Raw genomic sequence first — 23,372 nt, 5'->3', positions numbered from 1 at the left:
ATCATGCGTTGAGGAACGTGGAGATCCGCTCGCGCAGCTCGCGCCGGTGCGTCCAGAGCACCGCGGGCCGGTCGTAGACGTGCAGCTCGGCGCCGGGCAGCAGGCCGGCCAGGCCTTCCGCCCAGGCCGCCGGGTGCAGCTCGTCGCCCTCGCAGCCGATCACGAGCGCCTTCCCCTGGTACGCCCGGAGCGCCCCCTCATCCGCGGCGGGCTCCCGCCACAACGTCTCCAGCTGCGGCGCCAGCCCTTCCCGGAGCAACTGGTCGACGCGCTGACGCAGATAGCCCCAGCCCGTCGGGGTGTTACGCACCGACGGCGGCAACTCCGGCTCGACCGCCTCCGCCACGGCCGCCGCCTCACCCGACGCGATGGCGGCGAGCAGGCGCTCCAGCCGCTCCTGCGCGGCGCGGGGCCGTACGCCGTCCAGCGGCGCGGGCAGATAGAGCACCACCCGGTCGAACCGGGCGGGATCGGCGGCGAGGAGCCGGCACAGCGCGGCGGAGCCCATGCTCACCCCGAGCGCCCGGGTCGCACCGGCCCGGTCGGCCACGGCGCGCAGGTCGGCGGCGAGGTCGGCGAACGTCCACGGTCCGGGCGGCGAGTCGGAGCGGCCGTGCCCGCGGAAGTGGAAGAAGACGCGGCGGCCCGCGACGGCGCTGCCCAGCGGCCGGGTGCCGGCGATGTCCCCGGCCAGCCCGTGCGCGAACACGGTGACCGGGTCGCCGACGCCAGTGACGAGCTGCTCGAGCCGTACGCCGTGCGGCGTGCCGACGAGCTCGGTGGGCGGGGCCGGCAGGGTGGGCCGCCCGGAGCGGGGAGCGGTGGGCCGCGGTCCGGGATTCCGCGGGCCGCCATCCGGGGGTGGCGGCCGGCGGAGTCTCACCAGAAGCCCTTGCCGTCCGACAGGTCGCGCAGGCCGGGACGGACGTCGAGCAGGTAGATGAGCGCCGCGGCGAGGCCGACGAGCCCGAAGATGCCGATCGGGCCGATCACGTACGTGAGCACCATGCAGACGGCCAGAATCGCGATCCACGCACCCTTGGGCAGGGTGCCGATCGCCTGGAAGCCGTCGCCGCGCTGCGTCACGCAGTGGATGAGGGCGATGGCTTGCACGATCAACGAGCCGATCATCACGAGCACGTCGATGTAGAGCCTGACGTGCAGATAGAACTGCGGCGCGCTGGAGACCATGGTGAAGAGTCTATGCCGCGGGCCCCGGCTTCGGCCGGGGCCCGCGGATCAATGCCGGGGTGTGTCTGCTTACTCGGCGGCCGGGCGGGTGGCGCGCTTGCGCGGCTTCGGGGCCGGAGCGGCGGCGGCCTCCACGGCCTTCGGCTCCTCGGTGGTCACCATGTCGGCGTTGACCACGTCGGCGGCCTCGACGACGCCGGTGCCGATCACGCGCTCGCCGCGGGCGACGAGGGTCGTGTACAGCGCGGTGGCCCGCTCCTGGGCGACCTGGGCGAAGGTGACGGCGCTCGTGGTGGCGGTGGCACGGAGCTTGTCGAAGTCCGTGGTGCTCGCCTTGTCGCGCAGCGAGGTGGCGGTGGTGCCGGCGGCCTCGTTGGCCATCCGCAGCGAGGCGACGGCGCGGTCGCTGAGCTCGCTCACCACGGCGGGCAGCTTGCGCAGCTCGCGCCAGGCGAGGTCACCGGCGCCGGCGGCGGCGTACAGCGGGGCGGGGATCCGGGTGTTGGTCTGCTCGGGCATGATGTCTCCTCGGCGTTGCAGTGGTCTTGGTGGGGTCAGGACTTGGCCGGCGGGGGCGGCGCGCCGCCGTCCTCCACGACCGACACGTCCTGGATGACGGCCCGCAGGGCCTCGTCCTCGTCGGGGACGTCGAGCTCGTCGGCTTCCCCGGGCTCGCCGGCCGTGGGCTCGCCGCTCTCGCGGGCGTGCCGGGCGTTCTCGTTGCGGAACGTCTCGTAGATCTGGGTCAGGGACTGCTTCTGCGCGATCGTCAGGTCGGGGTCGACCGCGATGGCGGCCAGCACGCCCTGCTGGCCCTCCCCGTCGAGCAGGCCGGCGCGCAGGTACATCGCGGGCGTCGACACCCGCAGCGCGCTGGCCAGTTGCTGCAGCACCTCGGCGCTGGGCTTGCGCAGGCCCCGCTCGATCTGGCTCAGGTACGGGTTGCTCACGCCCGCCCGGTCGGCGAGTTGCCGGAGCGAGATCTTCGCGGTCTGCCGCAGGTCACGGATGAACGAGCCGATGTCCTGGGGCAGATCTCCGGTGGCCATGACTCGACCGTAGCCCTGCCTGCTAGCTCCTGCAAGCAAACGCTTGCAATAGTTAGCGTGAATCAGGTCACCAGGTCGCGCGGACCTCGCCGACCGGCAGGCCGCCACCGAGGACGGGCACCGTGGCCAGCGAATCCAGCACCGGGGCGACCACCCCGAGCCGGCGCAGCGCCGACACCAGCACCGGCATCCGGGCCCGCATCGCACCGTCCTCGATCTTCAACGCCACCGCACCGACGTCCGGCACGGCGACCGCCACCACACCCTCCGCCCCGCCCTTCGCGAGCAGCCCCGGCACGCCGTGCATCAGCCGCGTGTCGTCCTGCCCGGTGCCCGCGACAAGCTCCGGGTTCGCCCGCATGGCGTCCGCCACCATCCGCTCGGGCGTACCCGGGGCCGCCGAGACGAGCCGCTGGAAGGCCCGGGCCAGCGCGGTCAGCGAGAACCCGAGGACCGGTGCGCCGCAGCCGTCGATGCCTGTGGCGGCGATCGGCTCCCCCGCCAGCTCTGTCACCGTCTCGGCCAGCACCTGCTGCAACGGGTGCTTGGCGTCCCGGTAGTCGTCCAGCGGCCACCCGTTGGCGACGCAGGTGGCCAGCATCCCCGCGTGCTTGCCGGAGCAGTTCATGAGGATGCGCTGCGGCGCCCGGCCGTCGTGCCCCGACTCGGCGAGCGGCAGGGCGGGCGGGCAGAGCAGCGCCTCCTCGGTCAAGCCCGCGGCGGCCAGGATGTCGCGTACGCGGTGCACGTGGAACGGCTCGGCGAAGTGGCTGCCACTGACCAGGGCGAGATCCGCGGGGTCGGCGACGCGCAGCCCGGCGCGCAGCATGCCGACGGTCTGCATCGGCTTGTTCGCCGAGCGCGGGAAGACCGGGCCGGTCACGTCTCCCGCCGAGCCGGCGACCGCGCCCGACGCGTCCAGCAGCACGACCGAGCCGTGGTGCACGGACTCGGTGAAGCCGGAGCGCACGACCTCCGCGAGGATCATCGGGCCGGCACCCCGAGCAGCTCCCGCGCCTCCGTGGTGGTCAGCGGCGGGCGCTGGGCCAGCTGTGCGAAACCGACGGCCCGCGCGACGAGCTGCATGTTCGACTCGACCGGGCGGTCCTTCGCGTACGTGACCGTGTCCTCCATGCCGACCCGCAGGTGCCCGCCGGCCGACAACGAGGCCAGCATGACGGGGATCGTGCTGCGGCCGATGCCGGTCGCGGAGAACGTGGTGCCCGTCGGCAGGTCCCGGATCGCCCGGTGACACGCGACCAGCGCCTCGGCGGTGCCCGGCATCCCGCCCGGTACGCCCATCACCAGGTCGACGTGGACGTGACCGCCGTACGGCAGCCCGTGCTTGGCGAGCAGGCGCTGCAGCGAGGTGAGCTGACCGAGGTCGAAGATCTCGTACTCGGGGACGACGCCGCGCTCCTGCATCCGGGTGTGCAGGTCGACGATGAACTCCCAGCGGTTCATGAACACGCCGTCGCCGAAGTTGACCGTACCCATCGTGCAGGAGGCCATCTCCGGGCCGGCGTCGAGCACCGCGAGCCGGTCCGCCTCGGGGTCGGTCACCGCGCCGCCCGAGGAGAGCTGGACGATCAGGTCCGTCGACTGCCGCAGGGCGGCCACCGTGTCGCGCAGCCGGCCCTGGTCCAGCGTCGGCTCGGCGGCGTCGTCACGGATGTGGACGTGGATGATCGCGGCGCCCAGCGCCTCGCACTCCTTGGCGGTGGCCACGAGCTCGTCGATCGTCACGGGCAGCGCCGGTACGGCCGCCTTGGCGTTCTCCGCGCCGGTGGGCGCGACGGTGATCAGGGTCCCGGTCATAACCGAGATCCTGCCATGAGCGAACGTTCAGGTGCCCAGGCCTCAGCCCACGTCGATGGCGGCCGCGGACTCACCCACGATGAGGCGGGCGTCGTCGGCGACGTTCCGCTTGAGCACGGCCAGCGCGATCATCCCCAGCTCGTGGTGGCGGACCGCGGTGCCGACGAACCCGACCTCGCGCCCGTCCAGCGTGACGGGCGTGCCCTTGGCCGGCGGCTGGTCGGTCGCCACGCCGTCGAGGTGCAGCAGCACGAGCCGGCGCGGCGGGCGGCCGAGGTGGTGCACGCGGGCGACGGTCTCCTGCCCCCGGTAGCAGCCCTTGTCCAGGTGCACGGCCGGCGCGATGAACCCCGCCTCGGCCGGGATCGTGCGGTGGTCGGTCTCCCACCCGAGCCGCGGGATGCGATGCGCGACGCGCACGGCCTCATAGGCCCACAACCCCGCCCGGGGTACGTCGCCCAGCCGGTCGAGCACGGCGTCGAGGCGAGCTCGGGGCACGAGCAGGTCGACGCCGAGCGGGACCCGCCGGGCGAGCCCGCCCTCGAAGAACCGGACGTCGTAGAGCGCGGTCGGCCCGGCCGGTACGGAACCCGCGGCGAACTTCGGACCCGGCACGTCGAAGATCCGGGGCGCCGACAGCTCGACGTCGAGCAGGCGCGCGACGGTCGCCGGGGCGTCCGGCCCGACGATCGAGAGCACCGCGGTCTCGGCGGTGGCGTCCCGTGGCTCGACGCGCGTGAAGAAGCGCATCATCTCGAGGTACTTCAGCAGGCCCTCGCCCGCGCCCGGCTCGGTGTCCAGCCAGGCGGTGGTGCCGTCCTCGGCGATCAGCGCGTGCTGCTCGACGTGGCCGTTCGGGGAGAGCACGAGCAGCTCACTGCCCTGCCCGGCGCGCAGATCGGTGAGGTGCTGGGTGGTCAGCGTGTGCAGCCAGCTCGCCCGTTCCTCGCCCGGGACCGCGATGACGTCGCGGTGGGAGCGGTCGACGAGCCCGGCCGTGGTCTCCAGCGTGCGCTGCTCGCGCATGGGGTCGCCGTAGTGCGCGGGAACGCCGGCGTCCGCGGACTGCGGGTCGAGCTCCTCGATGAGGACCGTGGTCATGCTTGCTCCTTGCAGCCGCCGCAGACACCGAACAGCGAGACGTGACCGACGTCGACCCGGAAGTCGCGCTCGTCGCGCAGGCGCTCGGTGACCGGCAGCATGATGGCGGGGTCGACCTCGTCGACGGAGCCGCAGGTGCGGCAGACGAGGTGCACGTGCTGGTCCTCGCCCGCGGCGTGGTACGTCGGCGAGCCGTGCGACAGGTGGGTGTGGCTGACGAGGCTCAGGTCCTCGAGCAGCTCGAGGGTGCGGTAGACGGTGGTGATGTTGACGCCGGCGGCGCGTTCCCGCACGGTCTGGTGGATGCGCTCGGGCGTGGCGTGGCCGAGCTCATGGACCGCCTCCAGGATCAGCTGGCGCTGCGGCGTCAGTCGCAGGCCGCGCTCCCGGAGCATCTCGGCAAGGGATGTGGCGGACACGTTACGAGCATAGTTCGCGCCGCTATACCCTCCGTCGCGTGAACGCGCCCATCATGGTGATCCCGGGCTCAGGGGAGCTGACCCACGCCGACCGCGGCCTGCTGTACGGCGAGGGCGTCTTCGAGACCGTGCACCTGCGCCCCACCGGCGCCTGGCTGCTCGACGCCCACCTGGCCCGCCTGCGACACTCCGCCGGCATGCTCGGCATCGACGTCCCCGAGCAGGTGGGGGGCCTGGCGCACGGACTGACCCACGAGGACGGCGCGCTGCGGCTGGTGGTCACGCCGTCGACCTCGTTCGCGACCGTGTCCCCGGTGCCGGAGGCGATCCGGCTCGAACGCCGTGACGGCATCCGCCTGATCACCCACGACGTGGGCCCCCGGACGCCCTGGTCCCTCTCCGCCGCCAAGACGCTCTCCTACGCCGAGAACCTGGCGGCGAAGCGCTGGGCGGTCACCCAGGGCGCCGATGACCTGCTGTGGCTCCGCGAGGGTCACGCTCTGGAGGCGCCCACGGCGAGTCTGGTGTGGCTCGACGGCGGCACGCTGTGCACCGTGCCGCCGGGATCGTCCGGCATCCTGCCCGGCACGACAGCCGCGCACCTGCTCGGACGCGCCGGCGAGCTGGGCCTGCGCGCCGAGGAGCGGATGATCACCGCAGCACAGCTGTCGGACGTGGAGGCGATATGGCTGGCCAGCTCGCTGCGCGGGCCGGCCGAGGTGCGCTCGCTGGACGGCGTACCCCGCGCGGCGTCGCCCTGGACGCCGCGCCTGCAGGACCTCCTGGGCTTCAGCCGCCCACCCGCAGCAGCCGCGCCGACAGGTGCGGCTTGAGCGTCTCGCCGTTGGCCGACATCTCCTGGGCGTAGAGCAGCGCGCCCTCGACGATGCCGTAGAGGCGGTGGCCGCCGGTGACCGCGAGGCCCGTGGCGGTGTGCCCGACGCCGGCCGTGGCCATCTCCAGCCGGGTGCCGGTGGCCTCGCCCTCGTAGATCTCGATGAAGCCCTGCTGGGTGGTCAGCGTCGCTTCCATCTCGTCGGTGGGACGCCCGTCCGCGTTGAGCACCGGGCGCCAGAAACCCACCTCGCGGTCGGCCATGCCGGTCGGCTGCGAGTCGTCGTCGAGACGCCAGATGCGGGACTCGTACGCGAGGAACGGCCGCCCGTCGTGGCTGATCCGGACCTCCTGCGCGAAGTTGAAGTCCTCGGGCTCCGGGAAGCCACCCTGCCCGCGGCCGCGCCACAGCCCGATGAACGGGAGCAGCCCGAGCAGCGCGGGGTGCAGGTCGGGGCCCCGGCGCAGGTCGTGAGTGTCCTCGTACGGGTACTCACCGACCGGCGGGGCGTTCAGCCAGGGCGGCGGTCCCAACGGGTTCTCGGTATCGCTGCTCACCATCGTCCCCTTGCAATGCGCATCGCCAGATAGCCCAACCCGCCGGCCAGCCCGCCCAGACCGGCGACCAGCAGGCTCACGTACCCGATCTCCGTAACCATGACGGAGCCATCCTATGCTGACCGCCATGGCCCGCCTTCTCGTCGTCAAGACCACCGCCGGAGCCGACGCCCCGGAGCGCTGCTCGCAGGCGTTCACCGTGGCGAGCACGGCCGTGTCGTCCGGCGTGCCGGTGTCGTTCTGGCTCACGGGCGAGTCGGCGTGGTTCGCCCTGCCCGGCCGCGCGGCCGGGTTCGAGCTGCCGCACGCGGCCCCGCTGCCGGACCTGCTCGAGCTGCTGCTGGAGGCCGGCCGGGTGACGTTGTGCACGCAGTGCGCGGCCCGACGGGACATCGGCCCGGACGACGTGCTCCCGAAGATCCGCATCGCGGGCGCGGCGGTCTTCGTCGAGGAGATCATGTCGGACGGCGCCCAAGCGCTCGTCTACTAGCGACAGCTCGCGGTCGCGCTGACCCGTGCGGTCCCGTCGCCGTCGCTGACCAGCACCGAGACCTCGCCGGCCCGGTACGCCCACGCGTGCGGTTCCGCCTGGATCACCAGCGCACCGCCCACCACGTCGCGCAGCGCACGCCCGAGGTCCTTCGGCGCCGCCAGGTCACCCGCGGTCGCCGTCGTCGCGGTCCGCCCGTCGGGGCACGTGACCGACACACCGGTGGCCGTGCCGTCGCCGCCCAGCGCCTTGCTCGCCGCGACGAAGGCCGCCGGCGGCCGCGCGACCGGCCCCGGCGGCTCCTCGGGCGCGGAGCCGGGACGGCAGCCGGTCGAGATCCGCAGGGCGAACGACGTGGCGGTCGCATCGACCTCCGCTTCCACCCCGACGAACTCGCCCGCGTCGGCGCGCAGCACCTGCCGGGTGTCCTCGGCGTTGTGCCGGATCGCCGGCCGGTACGCCCCCGGCAGCGCCCGCGCGATCGAGTCGAGCACGCCGAACGCCTCGTCGGGACGCACCCGTACGGTCACCTCCTGGGCGGCCTCCACGCCCTCACGCACCGGGGTGAGCGCGCAGTCGCGGTCCAGGGTCACCGCGCCGATGACGATCACCCGGTCCGGCCCGTCCGCCGCAGCGACCACGACACCGGCGGTCCGGTGCAGCACCGGCAGCGCCTGGCCGAGGTCCCGCTGCTCGGGGACGGTCGGCGGATCGTTGCGTACCGACCACACCGCCAGCCCCGCGAGCACGAGCGCCCAGGCCGCGACGACCGCCACGAGCCACCACCGCGTCGGGCGCCGCTCGGGCGGGGGCGGGGGCGCGTACGCGGGAGGTGCGGGCAGGCTCACGGCAGCCATGCTCGCATGCGGGTCACAGACAGCACGAAGGGCGGGACCGCACGGTCCCGCCCTTCGTTTCAACAGAGCGTGGGTCAGGCAGCTGCCACGTTCAGGCCGACCTCGTTGACGCCGCGGGTGGCGTCGACGGCGAGGTCGCCGTTGCCGTGGCGGGACAGGGCGCGCAGCGTCCACGAGCCCGGCGCCGCAAAGAAGCGGAAGACGCCCTCGGGGGACGTCACCACCTCCGCGGTGAACTCGCCGGACGAGTCGAGGAGGCGGACGTACGCGCCGCCCACGGCGTCACCCTCGGCGGTGGTGACGACGCCGGTGATCACGGTTTCCTTCTCGAGGTCGACGCTGGCCGGGATGGGAGCCGACTGGTCGGGCGCGGCGCAGCCGTCCGCGATGTGGGGGGTGGTCATCGCGATCACGCCTTTCCGGGCTCGTCGCCGAGCGCGATCGGCACGCCGATGAGCGAGCCGTACTCGGTCCACGAACCGTCGTAGTTCTTCACGTTCTCCTGGCCGAGCAGCTCCTTGAGCACGAACCACGTGTGCGAGGAACGCTCGCCGATGCGGCAGTACGCGATCGTGTCCTTGCCGCCGTCGAGGCCGGCGTCGCCGTAGATCTTGGCGAGCTCCTCGTCCGACTTGAAGGTGCCGTCCTCGTTCGCGGCCTTGCTCCACGGCACGCTGATCGCCGTGGGGATGTGGCCCGCGCGCTGCGACTGCTCCTGCGGCAGGTGCGCCGGGGCGAGCAGGCGGCCCGCGAACTCGTCGGGGCTGCGCACGTCGACCAGGTTCTTCACGCCGATGGCCTGCACGACCTCGTCGCGGAAGGCGCGGATCGACAGGTCGGGCTCCTTGGCCTGGTACTGCGTGGCGGCGCGCTGCGGCAGGTCCTTCGAGTACGGGCGGGCGTCGAGCTCCCACTTCTTACGGCCGCCGTCGAGCAGCTTCACGTCGCCGTGGCCGTACAGCTTGAAGTACCAGTACGCGTACGCCGCGAACCAGTTGTTGTTGCCGCCGTACAGGATGACGGTGTCGTCGTTCGAGATGCCCCGCTCGGACAGGAGCGCGGAGAACTGCTCCTGGTTCACGAAGTCCCGGCGCACCGGGTCCTGCAGGTCCTTCTTCCAGTCGAGCTTGATGGCGCCCGGGATGTGCCCGCCGTCGTAGGCGGTGGTGTCCTCGTCGACCTCGACGAAGACGACACCCGGGGTGTCCAGGTTCTTCTCGGCCCAGTCGGCAGAGACGAGTGCGGTGTCGCGACTCATCGCATTACTCCCTTGTCAGGTGAGAGATGGGGGTGAGTCGACGCGCGGGAGGTGAAGAGGTCGCACGCGCGCCGACCCGATAAAACGGATCACGCTTTGCGTACGGCGCCACTGCCGGGCGAAGGAAATGCCGGATGGCCCCGTCAGACGACAGGGCGACACAGGCAGGCGGCCACGCGGCACAGGTCGACCGCGCGCCTCTTGGTGAGCAACAGGCTCATGGGAAGCGACCCTACCAGCGGTTCCAGGGGCCGGAACACTGCCGACCACCATCCGGGAAGGAGTCGGCTGTCACAGGCCGCCCGAGTTGAGCGGTACGTCGCTCGCGCCGGCGGTCACCACGAGCCCCTCCGGCCGCGGCTCCACCTTCTGCACCTTGAGCCCCAGCGGCAGCGCCGGGACCTTCAGGTCGTACGCGAGTCGCTTGACGTAGTTGTCGACGAGGTTGCGTACCAGCGGCACGTTGGGCAGGCCGTCGGCGGTCACGTCGGCGAAGCGCACCTGCACGACGCCGTCCTTGAGCTCGAGGTTCGCCGTGCCGGAGACGTTCCAGGTCTGGCCGAGCGCCTGGATCGGCGCGGAGCCGACGAGCTTCCCGTCCTTCTCCGTGACCTTCAACCCCTGCTGGCCGATGAGGTCGGCCAGCGTCGGGTAGTCGATGGTCCCGGCGCCGGTCACCGTGCCGGCCACGATGTCGCCGTTGCCGCTGCGGATCGTGTCCAGCGGCGCGGTGACGTCCCGGGCGTGGATGTCCAGCAGCGGCATCTTGATCGTCTTGTCGGCGGCCACCGGCCCGGAGAAGTTCTTCAGCCGGATCTGGATCTCCTGGTACTTCCCGTCGAGCACCTGGGTCAGGAACGGCACGCCCTCGACGGTGACGTCCGGCTTCTCGGACGTGGCCTTCTGATCGGCGACCTCCTGGGCGACGCGATCACCGATGGCACGCTCCGCGTACGAGGCGGCCACCCGGTCCGCCACGACGAGCAGCACACCGGCGATGATCAGCAGAACCAGCAGGGTGATCAGAAGACGCCTCCCCCAGCGCTTGCGTGGGCGCGCCGACCCGTACACCTCTGCCACCGGTCCTCCTTGTTGCCGCCGTCGCGGGACTGGGCACGGTATATGCCCACTGCCAGGTGCCGGGACACTTGCTCAGGACAGGTAGAGAACTGTCAGGGCGTACGTGGCCGGCAGGCTCAGGCCGAAGGCGCCGAGCGGGCCCTGCATGTGCCGGGCGACCCACAGGGTGGGCGCCTCGCCGGCCATGCTGCGCCCGGCCTCGGAGTAGTTCACGGCGAGGTCGACCAGGCCGGCGATGACCGCGACGACGAGGCCGAGCACCGCGCCCTTGGCCGGCGTGAACGGCAGCACCAGCACGCTGCCCAGCGCGGCGGCGGCGAGCGTGCCGAGCATCGCGCCGACGATGATGCCGGTGGCGCCGCGCGGCACCTGCGGCGCGATCCGCGGCTTGGGCCACACCGCGTCGATCAGGTGCGCGACCATCAGCGAGACGCCGACCGCGGTGAGACAGACCAGCAGCGCCTGGGTGCCGACGGGCTTCCTGGTCAGCAGGATCGGCAGGGCGAACGACACCACGCCGAGCACGACGAGGAACGTGCCGCCGAGCGAGTCGCGCAGGCGGGCCCGGTCGGCGGCCCGGACGGTCTGCCCTATCAGCGCGGCCGCATAGGCGGCGGCCAGCACGTACACCAGCGGCAGGAGCGCGGCCGGCTCGGTGGTCACCGCCATCCGGTCGGCGACGGCGCCGGCCACCACGCAGACCCCGGCGACGGTTCCGGCCGCCGGGGGCCGCACCGCCATCGTGAACGCCAGGATGTACAGCAGCTGCACTCCGAACAGCACGATCGCGTACGGCAGCCGCGCATCCGGGCCGGACGTCTGTGCGCCCAGGATCAGGCCCGCGCCCAGCAGCACCGAGAAGCCGGCGATCGCCACCGACAACTGGCGGCGGACCGGGGCGACCGGGATCTCCTCCTCGTGCTCGTCGTCCGCGTCCTCGATCGGGCGTACGGTCACCGGGTCCTTCTCCGGCGCGCCCGCGTAGAAGCCCGAGGACGACCGGGCGGGCGCGGCACGCGCGATCTCCCGGGAGACGTCTTCGTCCCAGGAGTCACGGTCACGCGGGCTGGAGGGCAACACGCCTGCGATGGTGCCAGACCCGGGCCGCCACGTCCCCATCGCCGCCCGAGGTTCTTCGCGTGCGACGGTCGGGTGAACGGATGGTCACGACTCGGCCGTTCGGTCACCTCGAGGGCGTTCATCACATCACTCGATGATCCGGAGAGGGCTTTCGAGCAGATGCATCGGTTAAGGTATGCGCAGCCCACCCGTCGGTGACGCCGGGACGAGACCCTCCGGTTGCGCAGTTCTCGGCTGCTCGCCAGCTGTGCCGCGCAGACCGGGTCACCCGAGCGGCCCCGTGCCGCGAGGATCGAGGTGAGTGTGGAAATCCTCCTGTTGGTGACGACGCGTGCCGGCGAACCCTCCGCCGTGCTTCCCGCGCTGGACCTGCTGCCCCACACCGTGCGTACGGCGCCCCGCGACGTACGCACTCTGGTTTCCGGGCCGAGCCCGGACGCCGTGCTCGTCGACGCCCGTTCGGAGCTCTCCGAAGCCCGGGCCACCTGCCGCATGCTGCACGCCACCGGCATCGGCGTGCCGCTGGTCGCAGTGGTGACCGAGGCGGGCCTGATCGCGCTCAACGCCGACTGGGGCGTCGACGACGTCATCCTGGCCAGCGCCGGTCCGGCCGAGGTCGAGGCCCGGCTGCGCCTGGGCGTCGGCCGGCTGTCGAACGCCACGGCGGGTGCGGGCGGCTCCATCCGCGCCGGCGAGCTCATGATCGACCCGGACACGTACGCGGCCAAGCTCAAGGGCCGCCCGCTCGACCTCACGTACAAGGAGTTCGAGCTGCTCAAGTTCCTCGCCCAGCACCCCGGCCGGGTTTTCACCCGCGACCAGCTGCTGCGCGAGGTCTGGGGCTACGACTACTTCGGCGGCACGCGCACGGTCGACGTGCACGTGCGGCGGCTGCGCGCCAAGCTCGGCTCGGAGTACGAGTCGATGATCGGCACCGTGCGCCAGGTGGGCTACAAGTTCGTGGTCCCGCCGTCCGGCCGCCAGCTCCCCGACAACGAGCCCGTCTCGCTGCCGGTCTGAGCCGCCGCAGATGACGGACGTCCGGTCCTCGGACCGGCTGACCTCCGCCGAGGTGGCCGACGTGCTCGCGCTGGCCGCCGCGGCGGACGAGGCCGACGGCGTGTCTCCGCTGTCCGAGGACGGCGTCCTGGGCCTGCGCGGCACTGCCCACCGCCACCTGCTCTCGCGCGCCGACGGGGGTGAGCTCGCCGGGTACGCGTACCTCGCCGGGTCGTCCGGCGAACTGGTCGTGCACCCGAAGCACCGCCTGCGCGGTCACGGCACCGCGCTGCTCGCCGCGGCGGGCACCGGCGACCTGCAGTTCTGGGCGCACGGCGACGAGCCGGCCGCCCGGGCCTTCGCGGAGCGCAACGGCTTCACCCGCGCCCGCGTGCTCTGGCAGATGCGCCGCCCGCTCGCCGACCTGCCGGATGTGCCACTGCCGGACGGGCTCTCGCTGCGCGCGTTCGTGCCGGGCGCGGACGACGAGGCCTGGCTGGGCGTCAACTCCCGGGCCTTCGCGCACCACCCCGAGCAGGGCCGCTGGACCGCCGACGACCTGCGGCTGCGCTTCGCCGAGCCGTGGTTCGACCCGGCCGGCTTCCTGCTCGCCGTGGACCCGGACGACCGGCTGGCCGGCTTCCACTGGACCAAGGTGCACCCGCCGGAGGGCGACGAGCCGGCCCTCGGCGAGATCTACGTGCTCGGCGTCGACCCGGGCGGCCACCGCCGCGGGCTCGGCGCGGCGCTGAGCGTGGCCGGCCTGCGCCACCTCGCCTCGCAGGGCCTGCGCGACGCCCTGCTCTATGTGGACGAGTCGAACACCGCGGCCGTCGCCCTCTACCGCCGCCTCGGCTTCGACATCTACTCGACCGACGTGCAGTACCAGCGCCCCGCCTGACCGACCTCAGACCTGCCCGGCACTACACGCCCCGCAGCTCGTGCAGCGTCGCCGCGGTCAGCGTGTACGGCTCTTCCTCCGGCCGGACGAGCACCACCGTGCACGCGGCGGCGTGAGTCAGGGCCGCGGTGAAGCTGCCGTCGGCGAACTGGGCGGCGGGCCCGCGCGGGGACCGTCCCACCGCGACAGCGCGCGCGGCGACGTCCTCGGCGTGCTGGGCCAGCACCCGGCCGGCCGCCGCGTGGTCGCCGACGCTGGTCAGCACGAGCCCGGTCGCCGCGATGCCCTGTGCCGCGAGCCGGTCGAGGTGCGCGCGGACCGCAGCGCGGGCGTCCTCCCCGTCCTCGGGCTCGATGGCGAGCTCCTCGATCACCACGGTCTCGCGGACCCGGACGACCTCGAGCGGGCTGCCCTGGTCGCGGGCGATGGCCGCGGCCGCGTCGACGATCCCGCCGGCGTCCGGGGTGGCGCCGACCGCAACGACCACCGGGCGCGAGCCGGGCGCCGTGGCCAGCCCGACGGGCTCCAGCGCCGCGGGAGCCGTGCCCGACTCGGCGGCCGCCACCAGCTTGTGGCCGGTCGCCAGCACCGGGATCGCCAGCAGGAACGCCACGCCGCCGACGTAGAACGGCACGCTGAGGTCGAGGGCGTCCGCCAGCCTGCCGGCCGCGTACGGGGCCAGCCCGCCGCCGATGAAGCGGACGAAGCCGTACGCCGACGAGGCCACCGGGCGTTCGACCGGCGCGACCAGCATGACCGCCTGGGTGGTGAGCGTGTTGTTGATGCCGATGAACGCGCCGCTGACGATCACCGCGGTGATGACGGTGGCGGGGGTGGTCACGCCGGCCGCGATCACCACCATGACCACGGCGAGCGCCGCCATGTTCGCGTAGAGGACCGGGGCGGTGCCGAAGCGCGCCTGCAGCCGCGGCGCGACGAAGACGCTGAAGATCGCGACGAGCAGGCCCCAGCCGGTGAAGACCAGCCCGAGCTTGTGGGCGTCCAGCTCCATCGGGTACGGCGCGTAGCCGAGCATCGTGAAGAAGCCCCAGTTGTAGAGCAGCGCCATGATGCCCATGGTGAGCAGGCCGCGGTGGCGCAGCGCCTGGAGCGGGGCGGCCACCGAGGTGGGCCGGGCCGGCTTGGGCAGCGCCGGGACGAAGGCGATCGTGGCGACCATCGCGATCGCCATCAGCACCGCGACGCCGAAGAACGGGCCCCGCCAGCTGATGCTGCCGAGCTCGCCGCCGAGCAGCGGGCCGACCGCGATGCCGAGGCCCAGCGCGGTCTCGTAGAGGATGATCGCGCCGGCGAAGCCGCTGGTCGCCGACGCCACGATGACCGCGAGGCTGGTGGCGATGAACAGCGCGTTGCCGAGCCCCCAGCCGGCCCGGAAGCCGACGATCTGCCCGACGGTGTCGGAGGTGCCGGCCAGCGCGGCGAAGACCACGATGATCAGCAGCCCGACGATGAGCGTGCGCTTGGGGCCGATCCGGCTGGCGACGGCGCCGGCCACGAGCATCGCGACCGCCGTCACGACCAGGTAGCTGGTGAACAGCAGGGAGACCTGGCTCGGCGACGCGTGCAGGTCCTTCGCCAGCGCGGGCAGGATCGGGTCGACGAGCCCGATGCCCATGAACGAGATGACGCAGGCGAACGCCACCGCCCAGACGGCTCGGGGCTGTTTGAACGGGTTGGTGGCCGGCTTGTGGCCGTGCGGTGCGGTCATGGAGCGATCTCCCGGGGTGATGGTTATAGCTGTATTATGCAGCTATATGCCTGTCCCGGGCCAGTGGCGCGCGCCACGTCGAAGCGTCGCAGGTTAACGGATACTGACGGACAATCCGCCCAGTCGCGTCGCGGTTCACTCAACGGACAACCCCTCCTCAGCCAAAGGCAACGAGCCGGGGTCGAACCGTTCACCCTTCGTTCATGTAGGCCCGGGGAGCCGGTCACCTGGCCCTCCTAGCTTTCCGGGTGTGCCGATGAGAGTTCGGCCGATCATTCGAAGGGAAAACCGTGAAGCTCCAGCGGTACTACGTTGCCGGCATTGCCATGACCGCCGCCTTCGCGCTGACCGCGTGCGGCTCTGACAACACCGACTCGCCCGCCGCCGGTGGCGCCTCCGCCGCGAGCGGCAGCTGCGCCACGGGCCAGCTGACCGCGCAGGGCTCATCCGCGCAGAAGAACGCGATGGACGAGTGGATCAAGACGTACCAGGGCCAGTGCTCGGGCGCGCAGATCGGCTACGAGTCGACCGGCTCCGGCGCGGGCATCCAGGCGTTCATCGCCGGCACCGCCGACTTCGTCGGTTCGGACTCCGCCCTCAAGGAGGAGGAGCAGCCGCAGGCGAACGCCAAGTGCCCCGGCGGCCAGGCGCTCAACCTCCCGATGGTGGTCGGCCCGATCGCGATCGTCTACAACGTCGACGGCGCGGACAACCTCCAGTTCTCCGCCCCGACGCTGGCGAAGATCTTCTCGGGCAAGATCAAGAAGTGGAACGACCCGGCCATCGCCGCCGAGAACTCGGGCGCGAAGCTGCCGGACGCCGCGATCCAGGCCGTGCACCGCTCGGACGAGTCCGGCACGACCGACAACTTCACCAAGTACCTGAGCAAGAGCGCCGCCAGTGACTGGTCGTACGACCACGCCAAGGCGTGGAAGGCCCCGGGCGGCACCGGCGCCAACAAGTCCGACGGCGTCGCCTCGCTGGTGAAGAGCACCGCCGGCACGATCGCCTACGTCGAGCTCTCCTTCGCCGAGAACAGCGACCTGAAGAAGGCGAAGATCAAGAACGGCGCGGGTGAGTTCACCGAGCTGACCGGCGAGAGCGCCGGCAAGACCATCGCGGGCGCCAAGGTCAAGGGCACCGGCGACGACGTCGCGCTCGACATCGACTACGCCACGACCGAGGCCGGCGCGTACCCGATCGTGCTGGTCACGTACGAGATCGCCTGCAGCAAGGGCAGCGCGAAGGCCGCGGCGATCAAGGGTTTCCTGACCTACACCTCGAGCACCGGCGGCCAGTCGGCGCTGGGTGAGCTGGGCTACGCCCCGCTGCCCGAGTCGGTCCGGAGCAAGGTCGCGGCCTCGGTCGCGAAGATCTCCTGACCCAGGTCCCCCCGAGAGATCCCCCTTCTAGACGACAGCGAGCGAGCGAATGGGCGACTATCCCTCCCGCTCGGCGAGCACCAGCGCCGGCGGACCGGCTGTGACGGCACGTCACTCCCGGCCCGCCGGCAACGGCGTGTCGCCGATCCCTCCCGATGACCGGCCGCCGTTGGGCGGCGGGGGCGCGCTCCCCACGAAGGCCCGGTTCTCCATGGAGACCGGCTTCCGCGGGCTCAGCACAGCGGCCGGCGCGATGGTGCTCGTCATCATCGTGGCCATCGCGATCTTCCTGGTCTCGAAGGCCGTACCCGCGCTGGACGCGAACACCGAGAACTTCCTGACCTACAAGGCCTGGTTCCCGAACGAGACCCAGCCGCGGTTCGGCATCGCCGCCCTCGCCTTCGGCACCGTGCTGACCTCGGTCATCGCGCTGATCGTCGCGGTACCCATCGCCCTGGGCATCGCGCTCTTCCTGTCCCACTACGCGCCGAAGCGGCTGGCCACGCCGCTCGGCTTCGTCATCGACCTGCTCGCGGCCGTACCCAGCGTGGTGTTCGGCCTGTGGGGCCGCGACGTCTTCTCCGAGCCGGTGAAGAGCTTCTCGGTCTGGCTCAACGAGTACTTCGGGTGGCTGCCGATCTTCGGCGGGGACGGGCCGTTCGGCCGGTCGATCCTGCTGGGCAGCCTGGTCCTGGCGATCATGGTGCTGCCGATCGTCACCTCGCTGTCGCGCGAGGTGTTCCAGCAGACGCCCGGGATGAACGAGGAGGCGGCCCTCGCGCTGGGCGCCACGAAGTGGGAGATGATCCGCACGGCGGTGCTGCCGTACGGCAAGCCCGGCGTCCTCGCCGCGGTGATGCTCGGCCTGGGCCGCGCGCTCGGCGAGACCATCGCCCTGGCCCTGACCCTGGGCACCACGTTCGTGATCTCGTTCAACGTGATCGAGAGCGGCGGCAACTCGATCGCCGCGAACATCGCCAACACCTTCGGCGAGGCGAACGCCACCGGCCGCGGCGCGCTGATCGCCTCGGGCCTCCTGCTCTTCGCCATCACCCTGGTCGTCAACATGGCCGCGCGGGCGATCATCTACCGCCGCCGCGAGTTCCGGGACAGTGCGGCATGACGGCCTGCACCGAAGCCAGCGTGCGAGTGCAGGGCCAGGCCGGCATGCCCGTCAAGCACAGCATGACGGCCTGCACCGAAGCCAGCGTGCGAGTGCAGGGCCAGGCCGGCATGCCGAAGTGGAGCACAGTATGAGTCTGCTGGAAAGAGAAACCCCGGGCGTCGTGATGACGCCGGACCACATCCGGTCCCGCAAGCTGCCGGTCGCCGCTGACCTCGGCATCGCGGTCGTCGCCCTGCTGCTTTCCGCCGCCGTCGTGTACGGCCTCGGCATCGGCAACTGGGTGCTCGTCCTCGTCCTCGGCGCCGCCCTGTACCTCGTCGGCCTCTACGTCGGCGCGAGCCGGGTCGAGGGCCGGCGGTCGGCGCGCAACCGCATGTGGCGCACCGCGATCTACTCCGCCTGCGTGCTGGCGATCCTCCCGCTGGCGTCCGTGGTCTGGACGCTGGTCTCCAAGGGCGCCGCCCGCCTCGACGGCGACTTCTTCGGCAGCTCGATGAACAACATCGGCGCGCGGGACCCGAACGGCGGGGCGTACCACGCGATCGTCGGCACGCTGGAGCAGGTCGGGCTCGCCACGCTGATGGCGGTGCCGCTGGGTGTGCTGGGCGCGATCTACCTCGTCGAGTACGGCCGCGGCAAGTTCGCCCTGACGGTCCGCTTCTTCGTCGACGTCATGACGGGCATCCCGTCGATCGTGGCCGGCCTGTTCGTGCTGGCGTTCTGGGTGCTCATCGTCAGCCCGTGGTTCAACAACGGCACACCCCGGTTCTCCGGCTTCGCCGCATCGCTGGCTCTCACGGTGCTGATGCTGCCGACGATCGTGCGGTCCACCGAGGAGATGCTGCGGCTCGTGCCCGGCCCGCTGCGCGAGGGTGCGTACGCGCTGGGCGTACCGCAGTGGAAGACGATCTTGAAGGTGGTCCTGCCGACCGCCCTGCCCGGCATCGTCACCGGCATCATGCTCGCCGTGGCCCGCGCCGCCGGCGAGACCGCGCCCGTGCTGCTCGTGGCCGGCGGCGCCGCCGCGATCAACATGGACCCGTTCAACGGCAACCAGTCGTCGCTGTCGCTCTTCGTCTACCAGCAGGCCGGCGACGCGTCGAAGTACGCGCCGGACCGCGCCTGGACGGCGGCGCTGACGCTCGTCGCCCTGGTCCTGCTCCTGACCATCGCAGCGAAGCTGCTCGCCCGCCGCAACCGACTGTCCGCCAGGTAAGAGGTGTCCCCCATGGCCAAGCGCATCGAGGCGAGCAACGTCTCGTCCTACTACGGCTCGTTCAAGGCGATCGACGGCATCTCGATGACCGTCGAGCCGAAGACGATCACCGCCCTGATCGGCCCGTCCGGCTGCGGCAAGTCGACGTTCCTGCGGTCGATCAACCGCATGCACGAGGTGCTGCCGGGCGCCCGCATCGAGGGCCGGCTGACCATCGACGACCAGAACATCTACGACGCGGACGTGGACGTCACCGCCGTACGCCGGATGATCGGCATGGTGTTCCAGCGCCCCAACCCGTTCCCGACGATGAGCATCTACGAGAACGTGGTCGCCGGCCTGAAGCTCAACGGGGTTCGCAAGAAGGCGGTGCTGGACGAGGCGGCCGAGAAGTCGCTGAAGTCCGCGAACCTCTGGGACGAGGTGAAGGACCGGCTGAACCGGCCCGGCGCGGGGCTGTCCGGCGGTCAGCAGCAGCGGCTCTGCATCGCCCGTACCATCGCGGTCGAGCCGCAGGTCGTGCTGATGGACGAGCCCTGCTCGGCGCTCGACCCGATCTCGACGCTGGCGATCGAGGACCTGATGTTCAAGCTGAAGGACCGCTTCACGATCATCATCGTCACGCACAACATGCAGCAGGCCGCCCGGGTCAGCGACAAGACCGGCTTCTTCTCGATCGACCGGACCGGCGAGCCCGGCCGCCTGATCGAGTACGACGACACGCAGAAGATCTTCAGCAACCCGGGCCAGAAGAAGACCGAGGACTACATCACCGGCCGATTCGGCTGAACCTGGATCCTCACCACGGCGCCGCCGTCGCCGGTCAGCTCCACCTGGGGCATGATCGGCACGGCGGCGTTCCGCTGCCCGCTCGCTGCCACGAGATCATCGATCCTTCGGTACGGGGACAGCTCGTCGAGTGTCACACGCGTAGGCGGGAGCATGGCCAGGCCGTTGGCGGCCGCCGGGCTGATCCACGTGGTCGTGTCGGCCTCACCGGACACGTCGCGCGCCGTCTGGGCCTGCGGCAGAAGAGCCACGAAAAACCAGGTGTCGAACCGCTTCGGCTCGAACTCCGGCGTGATCCACCGCGACCACGGCAGCAGCAGGTCGTCCCGCATCCGCAGTCCGCGCCGGGCCAGCAGGTCCGTCATCGAGAGCTCGCGGGCCGCCACGGCCGCCCGGTCCGCCTCCCAGTCGGCGCTGCTCACGTCCCCGACCGTGCGTTCCGGCTCGTCGAGCGGGCCGGCCAGCAGCACGCCGGCCTCCTCGAACAGCTCGCGGGCCGCCGCGCCGACGACCGCCCTGGCCTGCTCGTCCGGGACGCCGAGCCGGTCGGCCCAGTCGCCCCGAACCGTCTCGGGACGGTCGTCCGGATCGACGCGGCCACCGGGGAACGCGTGCATCCCGCCGAAGACCATCGTGCTCGCGCGCCTGAGGACGTACACGTCAAGGGTCTCGGGATCCAGGAGCACGACGGTGGCCGCGGCGCGTGCCGGAGCCGGGCTGCCGCGGAACTCGCGGGCCTTCTTCACCAGGGCGGGCGGTAACGGCATCACACGGCTCACCCTCCCATCTTCCAACCCCGGGCCCTGGGAGCGATACCGTGGCGATCATGACGACCACGCGCTGGGGCATCCTGGGCACCGGCGGCATCGCCGCCACGTTCGCATCCGACCTTCCGCTCGTGCCCGGCGCCGAGCTCGCCGCGGTGGGTTCGCGGACGCCGGAGACCGCCGCCGCGTTCGCCGAGCGGCACGGTTTCGCCCGGGCCCACGGCTCCTGGGCCGAGCTGGCCGCCGACCCGGACGTCGACGTCGTGTACGTGGCCACCCCGCACGCCTACCACCACGCCGGGGTGATGGCGTGCCTCGAGGGCGGCAAGGCGGTGCTCTGCGAGAAGCCGATGACGCTGGAGCTGGCCACATCGGCCCAGCTCATCCAGGAGGCGCGCACCCGCGGGTTGTTCCTGATGGAGGCCATGTGGATGCGCTGCAACCCGGCCGTCCGCCGGGTGCAGGAACTCGTCCGCGACGGCGCGATCGGCGACGTCGTCACGGTGCACGCCGACTTCGGCCTGCAGGGGCCGTTCGAGGCGACGCACCGCCTGCGCGACCCGGCCCTCGGCGGCGGCGCCCTGCTCGACCTTGGCGTCTACCCGATCCACCTGGCGCACCTGCTGCTGGGCACCCCGGCGACCGTGCAGAGCTGGGCCCGGCTGACGCCGGAGGGCGTGGACGAGACGACCGGCATGCTGCTGGGCTACGAGTCGGGTGCGGTCGCGGCGCTGACCTGCAGCATCTCGGGGGCCTCACGCAACGCCGCGTCGATCACGGGCACGCTCGGGCGCATCGACCTGCCGGAGGGCTTCTTCATGCCGCAGTCGTTCGTATTGCACCGCGACGGCAAGGCGGAGACGGTCGAGGTGCCGTTCGAGGGCCGCGGCTACCAGTTCGAGGCGATCGAGGTGCAGCGCTGCCTCGCCGAGGGCCTGCCGGAAAGCCCACTGGTCCCGCACATGGCCACGCTCGACGTCATGACGATGATGGACACGATCCGCGCCGAGGTCGGCGTCGACTACGGCAATTCCCTGACATAGCCGTTCCGCATCGCGGCGTCGAAAATGAGGGAGTCGAGCGCCGTCTGCAGCACCTCGGCCTCAGCAATCGTCAGCTTCGCCGCGCAGCGGTGGTGGCCGGACGCCGTCACCAATTCGATCATCGCGGCGCGGCCGGCGTCCGATCCGCGGGCGAGCGCCACCGTTACCGCTCCCCGCGCATTATCGGAATCACCATCGCAGGCAGCTTCCCCAACAGTTATCTGCACGGTCATCTGAGCTCTCCAAGTTCGTCGTGAAACCGTTCAGGCGCGGTGGGCCGGGTCCGGGCATTCCTTCGTGACGCCGCAGACCGCGCACCAGGCGCCTTTGGCCTTCAGGGTCAGGAGACCTGCCAGAAATCCGAGCACGGATGCCGCTCCGACAGCGACTGTGGTGACCATCTCGCCCTCCCGGTGACTGCGCGATCCGTCGATGGTCGTGCGCTGGAAACCGGCATGCAAGGTTCCAAAGCGTGGATTTGCATGTTGATCATTGACGATGCCTGATGTCGGCGGTAGACCTTTCACATCGCGCGATGGAGGGTCCCGGATTGGAAGGCTACGGCGTTCAGGACGGAAGGCGGTCGCAGTATGGTGGTTGAGGGTAGCGGCTCGACAGTGCCTCGCCGCACGCTCGGCATCGGGTTGCGCGCCGCACGGGAGAAGGCCGGTGTGAAGCTCAAGGACGCGGCCGCGTTGCTCGGCGTGAGCGAGCAGACGATCTGGCGGATCGAGCAGGGAACCACCTCCACCAGGCCGCCCTATGTGCAGGCGCTCTGCGACGCGTACGGAGTGCGCGACGACATGCGCGGCGTGTTCGTCGGGCTGGCCCGGGAGACCCGGTCACGAGGGTGGTGGCATGCGTACGGTGACGTCCTTCCCACGTGGTTCGAGGCGTACGTGGGGCTCGAGCAGGCGGCCCGGCGCATCCGGATCTTCGACCCGAGCATGGTTCCGGGGCTGTTGCAGCACCGCGAGTACACCGGCGCCTTCGTCCGGATCGAACGTCCCGACCTGTCCGAGCACGAGGTCGAGAAGATCATCGAGCTGAAGCAGTCCCGGCAGCAGCTGCTCACCCGTTCCTTCCCGGCTCCGCCGGCGGTCGACGTCGTCATCAGCGAGGCGGTGCTCATGGCCGAGCCGGAACCCGAAGGGACCATGCGCCGGCAGGTATGGCACCTGCTGCAGGCGACGCAACTGCCGAACGTATCCGTCCGGGTCCTCGACCGGCGCGTCGGCCCGCATCGAGCCTCGATCGCGGGCGCGTTCAGAATGCTCGACTTCCCGGAGCACAACGGCAGCGCACCGCCACCCACGGTTTACAGCGAGAATCTGACCGGCGCGCTCTACCTGGACAAGGCTTCCGAGATCGAGGCCTACTCCGACGTCTGGGAGGCGGTACACGGTGCCGCGCTGTCCGGGCCCGACTCCGCCGAGCTGCTGCAGAAGTATTTGAAGGAGTTGAACGATCGTGAGAGTTGATCTGAAGACGGCGATCTTTCGGAAGTCACGGCGTTCCGGTGACAACGGATGCGTCGAGGTCGCGACGAACCTTCCCGGCAGCGTCGCGGTGCGCGACAGCAAGGACGTGGCCGGACCGGTTCTGCTGTTCTCGGACGCCGAATGGACCGCATTCGTCGGCGGAGTGCGGGACGGCGACTTCGACCTTCGGGCCTGAACGCGATG

30 protein-coding genes are annotated in these 23,372 nt (G+C 71.5%); 11 read left to right on the top strand and 19 right to left on the bottom strand.

Annotated features, from left to right (window positions below; all coding sequences use genetic code 11):
- Position 1: 1 nt before the first annotated feature.
- From IT780_RS05780 to IT780_RS05745, 8 genes are all read right to left on the bottom strand, one after another.
- Positions 2-883 (bottom strand): alpha/beta fold hydrolase, encoded by an 882-nt coding sequence (locus tag IT780_RS05780; protein ID WP_372443613.1) that lies wholly within the window; start codon positions 881-883, stop codon positions 2-4.
- Positions 880-1,191: a DUF2516 family protein gene (locus IT780_RS05775; RefSeq protein WP_199510347.1), complete on the bottom strand. Its 312-nt coding sequence runs from the start codon at positions 1,189-1,191 to the stop codon at positions 880-882. Before IT780_RS05775 ends, IT780_RS05780 begins: the two co-directional genes overlap by 4 nt.
- A gap of 69 nt (positions 1,192-1,260) precedes the next feature.
- Positions 1,261-1,710 (bottom strand): hypothetical protein, encoded by a 450-nt coding sequence (locus IT780_RS05770; protein ID WP_199510346.1) that lies wholly within the window; start codon positions 1,708-1,710, stop codon positions 1,261-1,263.
- Positions 1,711-1,745: 35 nt separating this feature from the next.
- The gene (locus IT780_RS05765) at positions 1,746-2,240 is read right to left on the bottom strand and encodes a helix-turn-helix domain-containing protein (RefSeq protein WP_199510345.1); all 495 of its coding nucleotides are present in this window, start codon (positions 2,238-2,240) and stop codon (positions 1,746-1,748) included.
- A gap of 67 nt (positions 2,241-2,307) precedes the next feature.
- Positions 2,308-3,228, bottom strand: a complete 921-nt coding sequence (locus IT780_RS05760; protein ID WP_199510344.1) for an asparaginase — start codon at positions 3,226-3,228, stop codon at positions 2,308-2,310.
- The gene (locus IT780_RS05755; RefSeq protein WP_199510343.1) at positions 3,225-4,058 is read right to left on the bottom strand and encodes a beta-keto acid cleavage family enzyme; all 834 of its coding nucleotides are present in this window, start codon (positions 4,056-4,058) and stop codon (positions 3,225-3,227) included. Before IT780_RS05755 ends, IT780_RS05760 begins: the two co-directional genes overlap by 4 nt.
- Positions 4,059-4,100: 42 nt before the next feature.
- A complete protein-coding gene (gene ygfZ / locus IT780_RS05750) occupies positions 4,101-5,159 on the bottom strand; it encodes a CAF17-like 4Fe-4S cluster assembly/insertion protein YgfZ (protein ID WP_199510342.1) in 1,059 nt (352 codons plus the stop codon).
- Positions 5,156-5,554, bottom strand: coding sequence for a Fur family transcriptional regulator (locus tag IT780_RS05745; protein ID WP_199510792.1), 399 nt, complete (start codon positions 5,552-5,554; stop codon positions 5,156-5,158). Before IT780_RS05745 ends, ygfZ begins: the two co-directional genes overlap by 4 nt.
- Positions 5,555-5,616: 62 nt before the next feature.
- Between IT780_RS05745 and IT780_RS05740 the strand changes: the two genes are divergently transcribed.
- Complete coding sequence (locus tag IT780_RS05740; protein WP_307831055.1) at positions 5,617-6,411, top strand: aminotransferase class IV; 795 nt, start codon at positions 5,617-5,619, stop codon at positions 6,409-6,411.
- On the opposite strand, the gene IT780_RS05735 is transcribed toward IT780_RS05740, so the two are convergent.
- Positions 6,368-6,973: a heme-binding beta-barrel domain-containing protein gene (locus IT780_RS05735; RefSeq protein WP_199510341.1), complete on the bottom strand. Its 606-nt coding sequence runs from the start codon at positions 6,971-6,973 to the stop codon at positions 6,368-6,370. The two genes, IT780_RS05740 and IT780_RS05735, sit on opposite strands and share 44 nt — an antisense overlap.
- On the bottom strand, positions 6,967-7,071 hold the full coding sequence (gene mtfM, locus IT780_RS42555) for a small membrane protein MtfM (protein WP_267909931.1): 105 nt from the start codon (positions 7,069-7,071) through the stop codon (positions 6,967-6,969). Before mtfM ends, IT780_RS05735 begins: the two co-directional genes overlap by 7 nt.
- 14 nt (positions 7,072-7,085) lie before the next feature.
- On the opposite strand from mtfM, the gene IT780_RS05730 reads away from it, so the two are divergent.
- A complete protein-coding gene (locus IT780_RS05730; RefSeq protein ID WP_199510340.1) occupies positions 7,086-7,460 on the top strand; it encodes a DsrE family protein in 375 nt (124 codons plus the stop codon).
- Here IT780_RS05730 and IT780_RS05725 read toward each other — a convergent pair.
- The 6 genes from IT780_RS05725 to IT780_RS05705 all read right to left on the bottom strand — a co-directional run bounded on the left by IT780_RS05725 (position 7,457) and on the right by IT780_RS05705 (position 11,735).
- Positions 7,457-8,317 carry a hypothetical protein gene (locus tag IT780_RS05725; RefSeq protein WP_199510339.1) on the bottom strand — a complete coding sequence of 287 codons (861 nt, stop codon included), beginning with the start codon at positions 8,315-8,317 and terminating at the stop codon, positions 7,457-7,459. The genes IT780_RS05730 and IT780_RS05725 overlap by 4 nt on opposite strands.
- A 74-nt stretch (positions 8,318-8,391) precedes the next feature.
- Positions 8,392-8,721 (bottom strand): DUF1416 domain-containing protein, encoded by a 330-nt coding sequence (locus tag IT780_RS05720; RefSeq protein WP_199510338.1) that lies wholly within the window; start codon positions 8,719-8,721, stop codon positions 8,392-8,394.
- Between the two features lie 5 nt (positions 8,722-8,726).
- Positions 8,727-9,575: a sulfurtransferase gene (locus IT780_RS05715; RefSeq protein ID WP_199510337.1), complete on the bottom strand. Its 849-nt coding sequence runs from the start codon at positions 9,573-9,575 to the stop codon at positions 8,727-8,729.
- Positions 9,576-9,718: 143 nt separating this feature from the next.
- Positions 9,719-9,796 carry an Ms5788A family Cys-rich leader peptide gene (locus IT780_RS43405; protein WP_346015998.1) on the bottom strand — a complete coding sequence of 26 codons (78 nt, stop codon included), beginning with the start codon at positions 9,794-9,796 and terminating at the stop codon, positions 9,719-9,721.
- Between the two features lie 70 nt (positions 9,797-9,866).
- Positions 9,867-10,655: an LmeA family phospholipid-binding protein gene (locus tag IT780_RS05710; RefSeq protein WP_307831054.1), complete on the bottom strand. Its 789-nt coding sequence runs from the start codon at positions 10,653-10,655 to the stop codon at positions 9,867-9,869.
- 72 nt (positions 10,656-10,727) lie between these two features.
- Entirely contained in the window at positions 10,728-11,735 is a 1,008-nt protein-coding gene (locus tag IT780_RS05705) for a hypothetical protein (RefSeq protein WP_307831053.1), read from the bottom strand.
- A gap of 303 nt (positions 11,736-12,038) precedes the next feature.
- On the opposite strand from IT780_RS05705, the gene IT780_RS05700 reads away from it, so the two are divergent.
- A complete protein-coding gene (locus IT780_RS05700; protein ID WP_199510335.1) occupies positions 12,039-12,755 on the top strand; it encodes a winged helix-turn-helix transcriptional regulator in 717 nt (238 codons plus the stop codon).
- Positions 12,756-12,765: 10 nt separating this feature from the next.
- On the top strand, positions 12,766-13,635 hold the full coding sequence (gene mshD / locus IT780_RS05695) for a mycothiol synthase (RefSeq protein ID WP_199510334.1): 870 nt from the start codon (positions 12,766-12,768) through the stop codon (positions 13,633-13,635).
- 22 nt (positions 13,636-13,657) lie between these two features.
- Here the strand turns inward: mshD and IT780_RS05690 are convergent, their stop codons facing one another.
- Positions 13,658-15,364 (bottom strand): MFS transporter, encoded by a 1,707-nt coding sequence (locus IT780_RS05690; RefSeq protein ID WP_199510333.1) that lies wholly within the window; start codon positions 15,362-15,364, stop codon positions 13,658-13,660.
- A gap of 290 nt (positions 15,365-15,654) precedes the next feature.
- Between IT780_RS05690 and pstS the strand changes: the two genes are divergently transcribed.
- The 4 genes from pstS (at position 15,655) to pstB (ending at position 19,877) form a co-directional block, all read left to right on the top strand.
- The gene (pstS, locus tag IT780_RS05685; RefSeq protein WP_199510332.1) at positions 15,655-16,746 is read left to right on the top strand and encodes a phosphate ABC transporter substrate-binding protein PstS; all 1,092 of its coding nucleotides are present in this window, start codon (positions 15,655-15,657) and stop codon (positions 16,744-16,746) included.
- 49 nt (positions 16,747-16,795) lie between these two features.
- Complete coding sequence (pstC, locus tag IT780_RS05680) at positions 16,796-17,869, top strand: phosphate ABC transporter permease subunit PstC (RefSeq protein ID WP_199510331.1); 1,074 nt, start codon at positions 16,796-16,798, stop codon at positions 17,867-17,869.
- 130 nt (positions 17,870-17,999) lie between these two features.
- Positions 18,000-19,088 (top strand): phosphate ABC transporter permease PstA, encoded by a 1,089-nt coding sequence (gene pstA / locus IT780_RS05675; RefSeq protein ID WP_199510330.1) that lies wholly within the window; start codon positions 18,000-18,002, stop codon positions 19,086-19,088.
- A gap of 12 nt (positions 19,089-19,100) precedes the next feature.
- Positions 19,101-19,877 (top strand): phosphate ABC transporter ATP-binding protein PstB, encoded by a 777-nt coding sequence (gene pstB, locus IT780_RS05670; protein ID WP_199510329.1) that lies wholly within the window; start codon positions 19,101-19,103, stop codon positions 19,875-19,877.
- Here pstB and IT780_RS05665 read toward each other — a convergent pair.
- Entirely contained in the window at positions 19,853-20,644 is a 792-nt protein-coding gene (locus IT780_RS05665; RefSeq protein ID WP_199510789.1) for an NUDIX hydrolase, read from the bottom strand. The two genes, pstB and IT780_RS05665, sit on opposite strands and share 25 nt — an antisense overlap.
- A 59-nt stretch (positions 20,645-20,703) precedes the next feature.
- Here IT780_RS05665 and IT780_RS05660 point away from each other — a divergent pair, with 59 nt between their 5' ends.
- Positions 20,704-21,687 (top strand): Gfo/Idh/MocA family protein, encoded by a 984-nt coding sequence (locus IT780_RS05660; RefSeq protein ID WP_199510328.1) that lies wholly within the window; start codon positions 20,704-20,706, stop codon positions 21,685-21,687.
- Here the strand turns inward: IT780_RS05660 and IT780_RS05655 are convergent.
- Positions 21,666-21,920, bottom strand: a complete 255-nt coding sequence (locus tag IT780_RS05655) for a hypothetical protein (protein ID WP_199510327.1) — start codon at positions 21,918-21,920, stop codon at positions 21,666-21,668. The two genes, IT780_RS05660 and IT780_RS05655, sit on opposite strands and share 22 nt — an antisense overlap.
- A gap of 384 nt (positions 21,921-22,304) precedes the next feature.
- Between IT780_RS05655 and IT780_RS05650 the strand changes: the two genes are divergently transcribed.
- Positions 22,305-23,168 carry a helix-turn-helix domain-containing protein gene (locus tag IT780_RS05650; RefSeq protein WP_199510326.1) on the top strand — a complete coding sequence of 288 codons (864 nt, stop codon included), beginning with the start codon at positions 22,305-22,307 and terminating at the stop codon, positions 23,166-23,168.
- On the top strand, positions 23,158-23,364 hold the full coding sequence (locus IT780_RS05645; protein WP_372443612.1) for a DUF397 domain-containing protein: 207 nt from the start codon (positions 23,158-23,160) through the stop codon (positions 23,362-23,364). Before IT780_RS05650 ends, IT780_RS05645 begins: the two co-directional genes overlap by 11 nt.
- Positions 23,365-23,372 lie beyond the last annotated feature (8 nt).

It is taken from the genome of Nucisporomicrobium flavum, assembly GCF_016464385.1.
GTDB lineage: Bacteria > Actinomycetota > Actinomycetes > Mycobacteriales > Micromonosporaceae > Actinoplanes > Actinoplanes flavus_A.
The sequence above is the reverse complement of the archived record's forward strand: the minus strand, read 5'-3'. Positions and strand labels throughout refer to the sequence as shown.

Coding starts and splice junctions, on each gene's coding strand:
- pstA (WP_199510330.1), top strand. CDS start 18,000: ATGAGTCTGCTGGAAAGAGAAACCCCGGGCGTCGTGATGACGCCGGAC.
- IT780_RS05765 (WP_199510345.1), bottom strand. CDS start 2,240: ATGGCCACCGGAGATCTGCCCCAGGACATCGGCTCGTTCATCCGTGAC.
- IT780_RS05775 (WP_199510347.1), bottom strand. CDS start 1,191: ATGGTCTCCAGCGCGCCGCAGTTCTATCTGCACGTCAGGCTCTACATC.
- IT780_RS05660 (WP_199510328.1), top strand. CDS start 20,704: ATGACGACCACGCGCTGGGGCATCCTGGGCACCGGCGGCATCGCCGCC.
- IT780_RS05755 (WP_199510343.1), bottom strand. CDS start 4,058: ATGACCGGGACCCTGATCACCGTCGCGCCCACCGGCGCGGAGAACGCC.
- pstB (WP_199510329.1), top strand. CDS start 19,101: ATGGCCAAGCGCATCGAGGCGAGCAACGTCTCGTCCTACTACGGCTCG.
- IT780_RS05725 (WP_199510339.1), bottom strand. CDS start 8,317: ATGGCTGCCGTGAGCCTGCCCGCACCTCCCGCGTACGCGCCCCCGCCC.
- IT780_RS05665 (WP_199510789.1), bottom strand. CDS start 20,644: ATGCCGTTACCGCCCGCCCTGGTGAAGAAGGCCCGCGAGTTCCGCGGC.
- IT780_RS05720 (WP_199510338.1), bottom strand. CDS start 8,721: ATGACCACCCCCCACATCGCGGACGGCTGCGCCGCGCCCGACCAGTCG.
- mshD (WP_199510334.1), top strand. CDS start 12,766: ATGACGGACGTCCGGTCCTCGGACCGGCTGACCTCCGCCGAGGTGGCC.
- IT780_RS43405 (WP_346015998.1), bottom strand. CDS start 9,796: ATGAGCCTGTTGCTCACCAAGAGGCGCGCGGTCGACCTGTGCCGCGTG.
- mtfM (WP_267909931.1), bottom strand. CDS start 7,071: ATGGTTACGGAGATCGGGTACGTGAGCCTGCTGGTCGCCGGTCTGGGC.
- IT780_RS05655 (WP_199510327.1), bottom strand. CDS start 21,920: ATGACCGTGCAGATAACTGTTGGGGAAGCTGCCTGCGATGGTGATTCC.
- IT780_RS05745 (WP_199510792.1), bottom strand. CDS start 5,554: ATGCTCCGGGAGCGCGGCCTGCGACTGACGCCGCAGCGCCAGCTGATC.
- IT780_RS05730 (WP_199510340.1), top strand. CDS start 7,086: ATGCTGACCGCCATGGCCCGCCTTCTCGTCGTCAAGACCACCGCCGGA.
- IT780_RS05735 (WP_199510341.1), bottom strand. CDS start 6,973: ATGGTGAGCAGCGATACCGAGAACCCGTTGGGACCGCCGCCCTGGCTG.
- IT780_RS05760 (WP_199510344.1), bottom strand. CDS start 3,228: ATGATCCTCGCGGAGGTCGTGCGCTCCGGCTTCACCGAGTCCGTGCAC.
- IT780_RS05690 (WP_199510333.1), bottom strand. CDS start 15,364: ATGACCGCACCGCACGGCCACAAGCCGGCCACCAACCCGTTCAAACAG.
- IT780_RS05770 (WP_199510346.1), bottom strand. CDS start 1,710: ATGCCCGAGCAGACCAACACCCGGATCCCCGCCCCGCTGTACGCCGCC.
- ygfZ (WP_199510342.1), bottom strand. CDS start 5,159: ATGACCACGGTCCTCATCGAGGAGCTCGACCCGCAGTCCGCGGACGCC.
- pstC (WP_199510331.1), top strand. CDS start 16,796: ATGGGCGACTATCCCTCCCGCTCGGCGAGCACCAGCGCCGGCGGACCG.
- IT780_RS05715 (WP_199510337.1), bottom strand. CDS start 9,575: ATGAGTCGCGACACCGCACTCGTCTCTGCCGACTGGGCCGAGAAGAAC.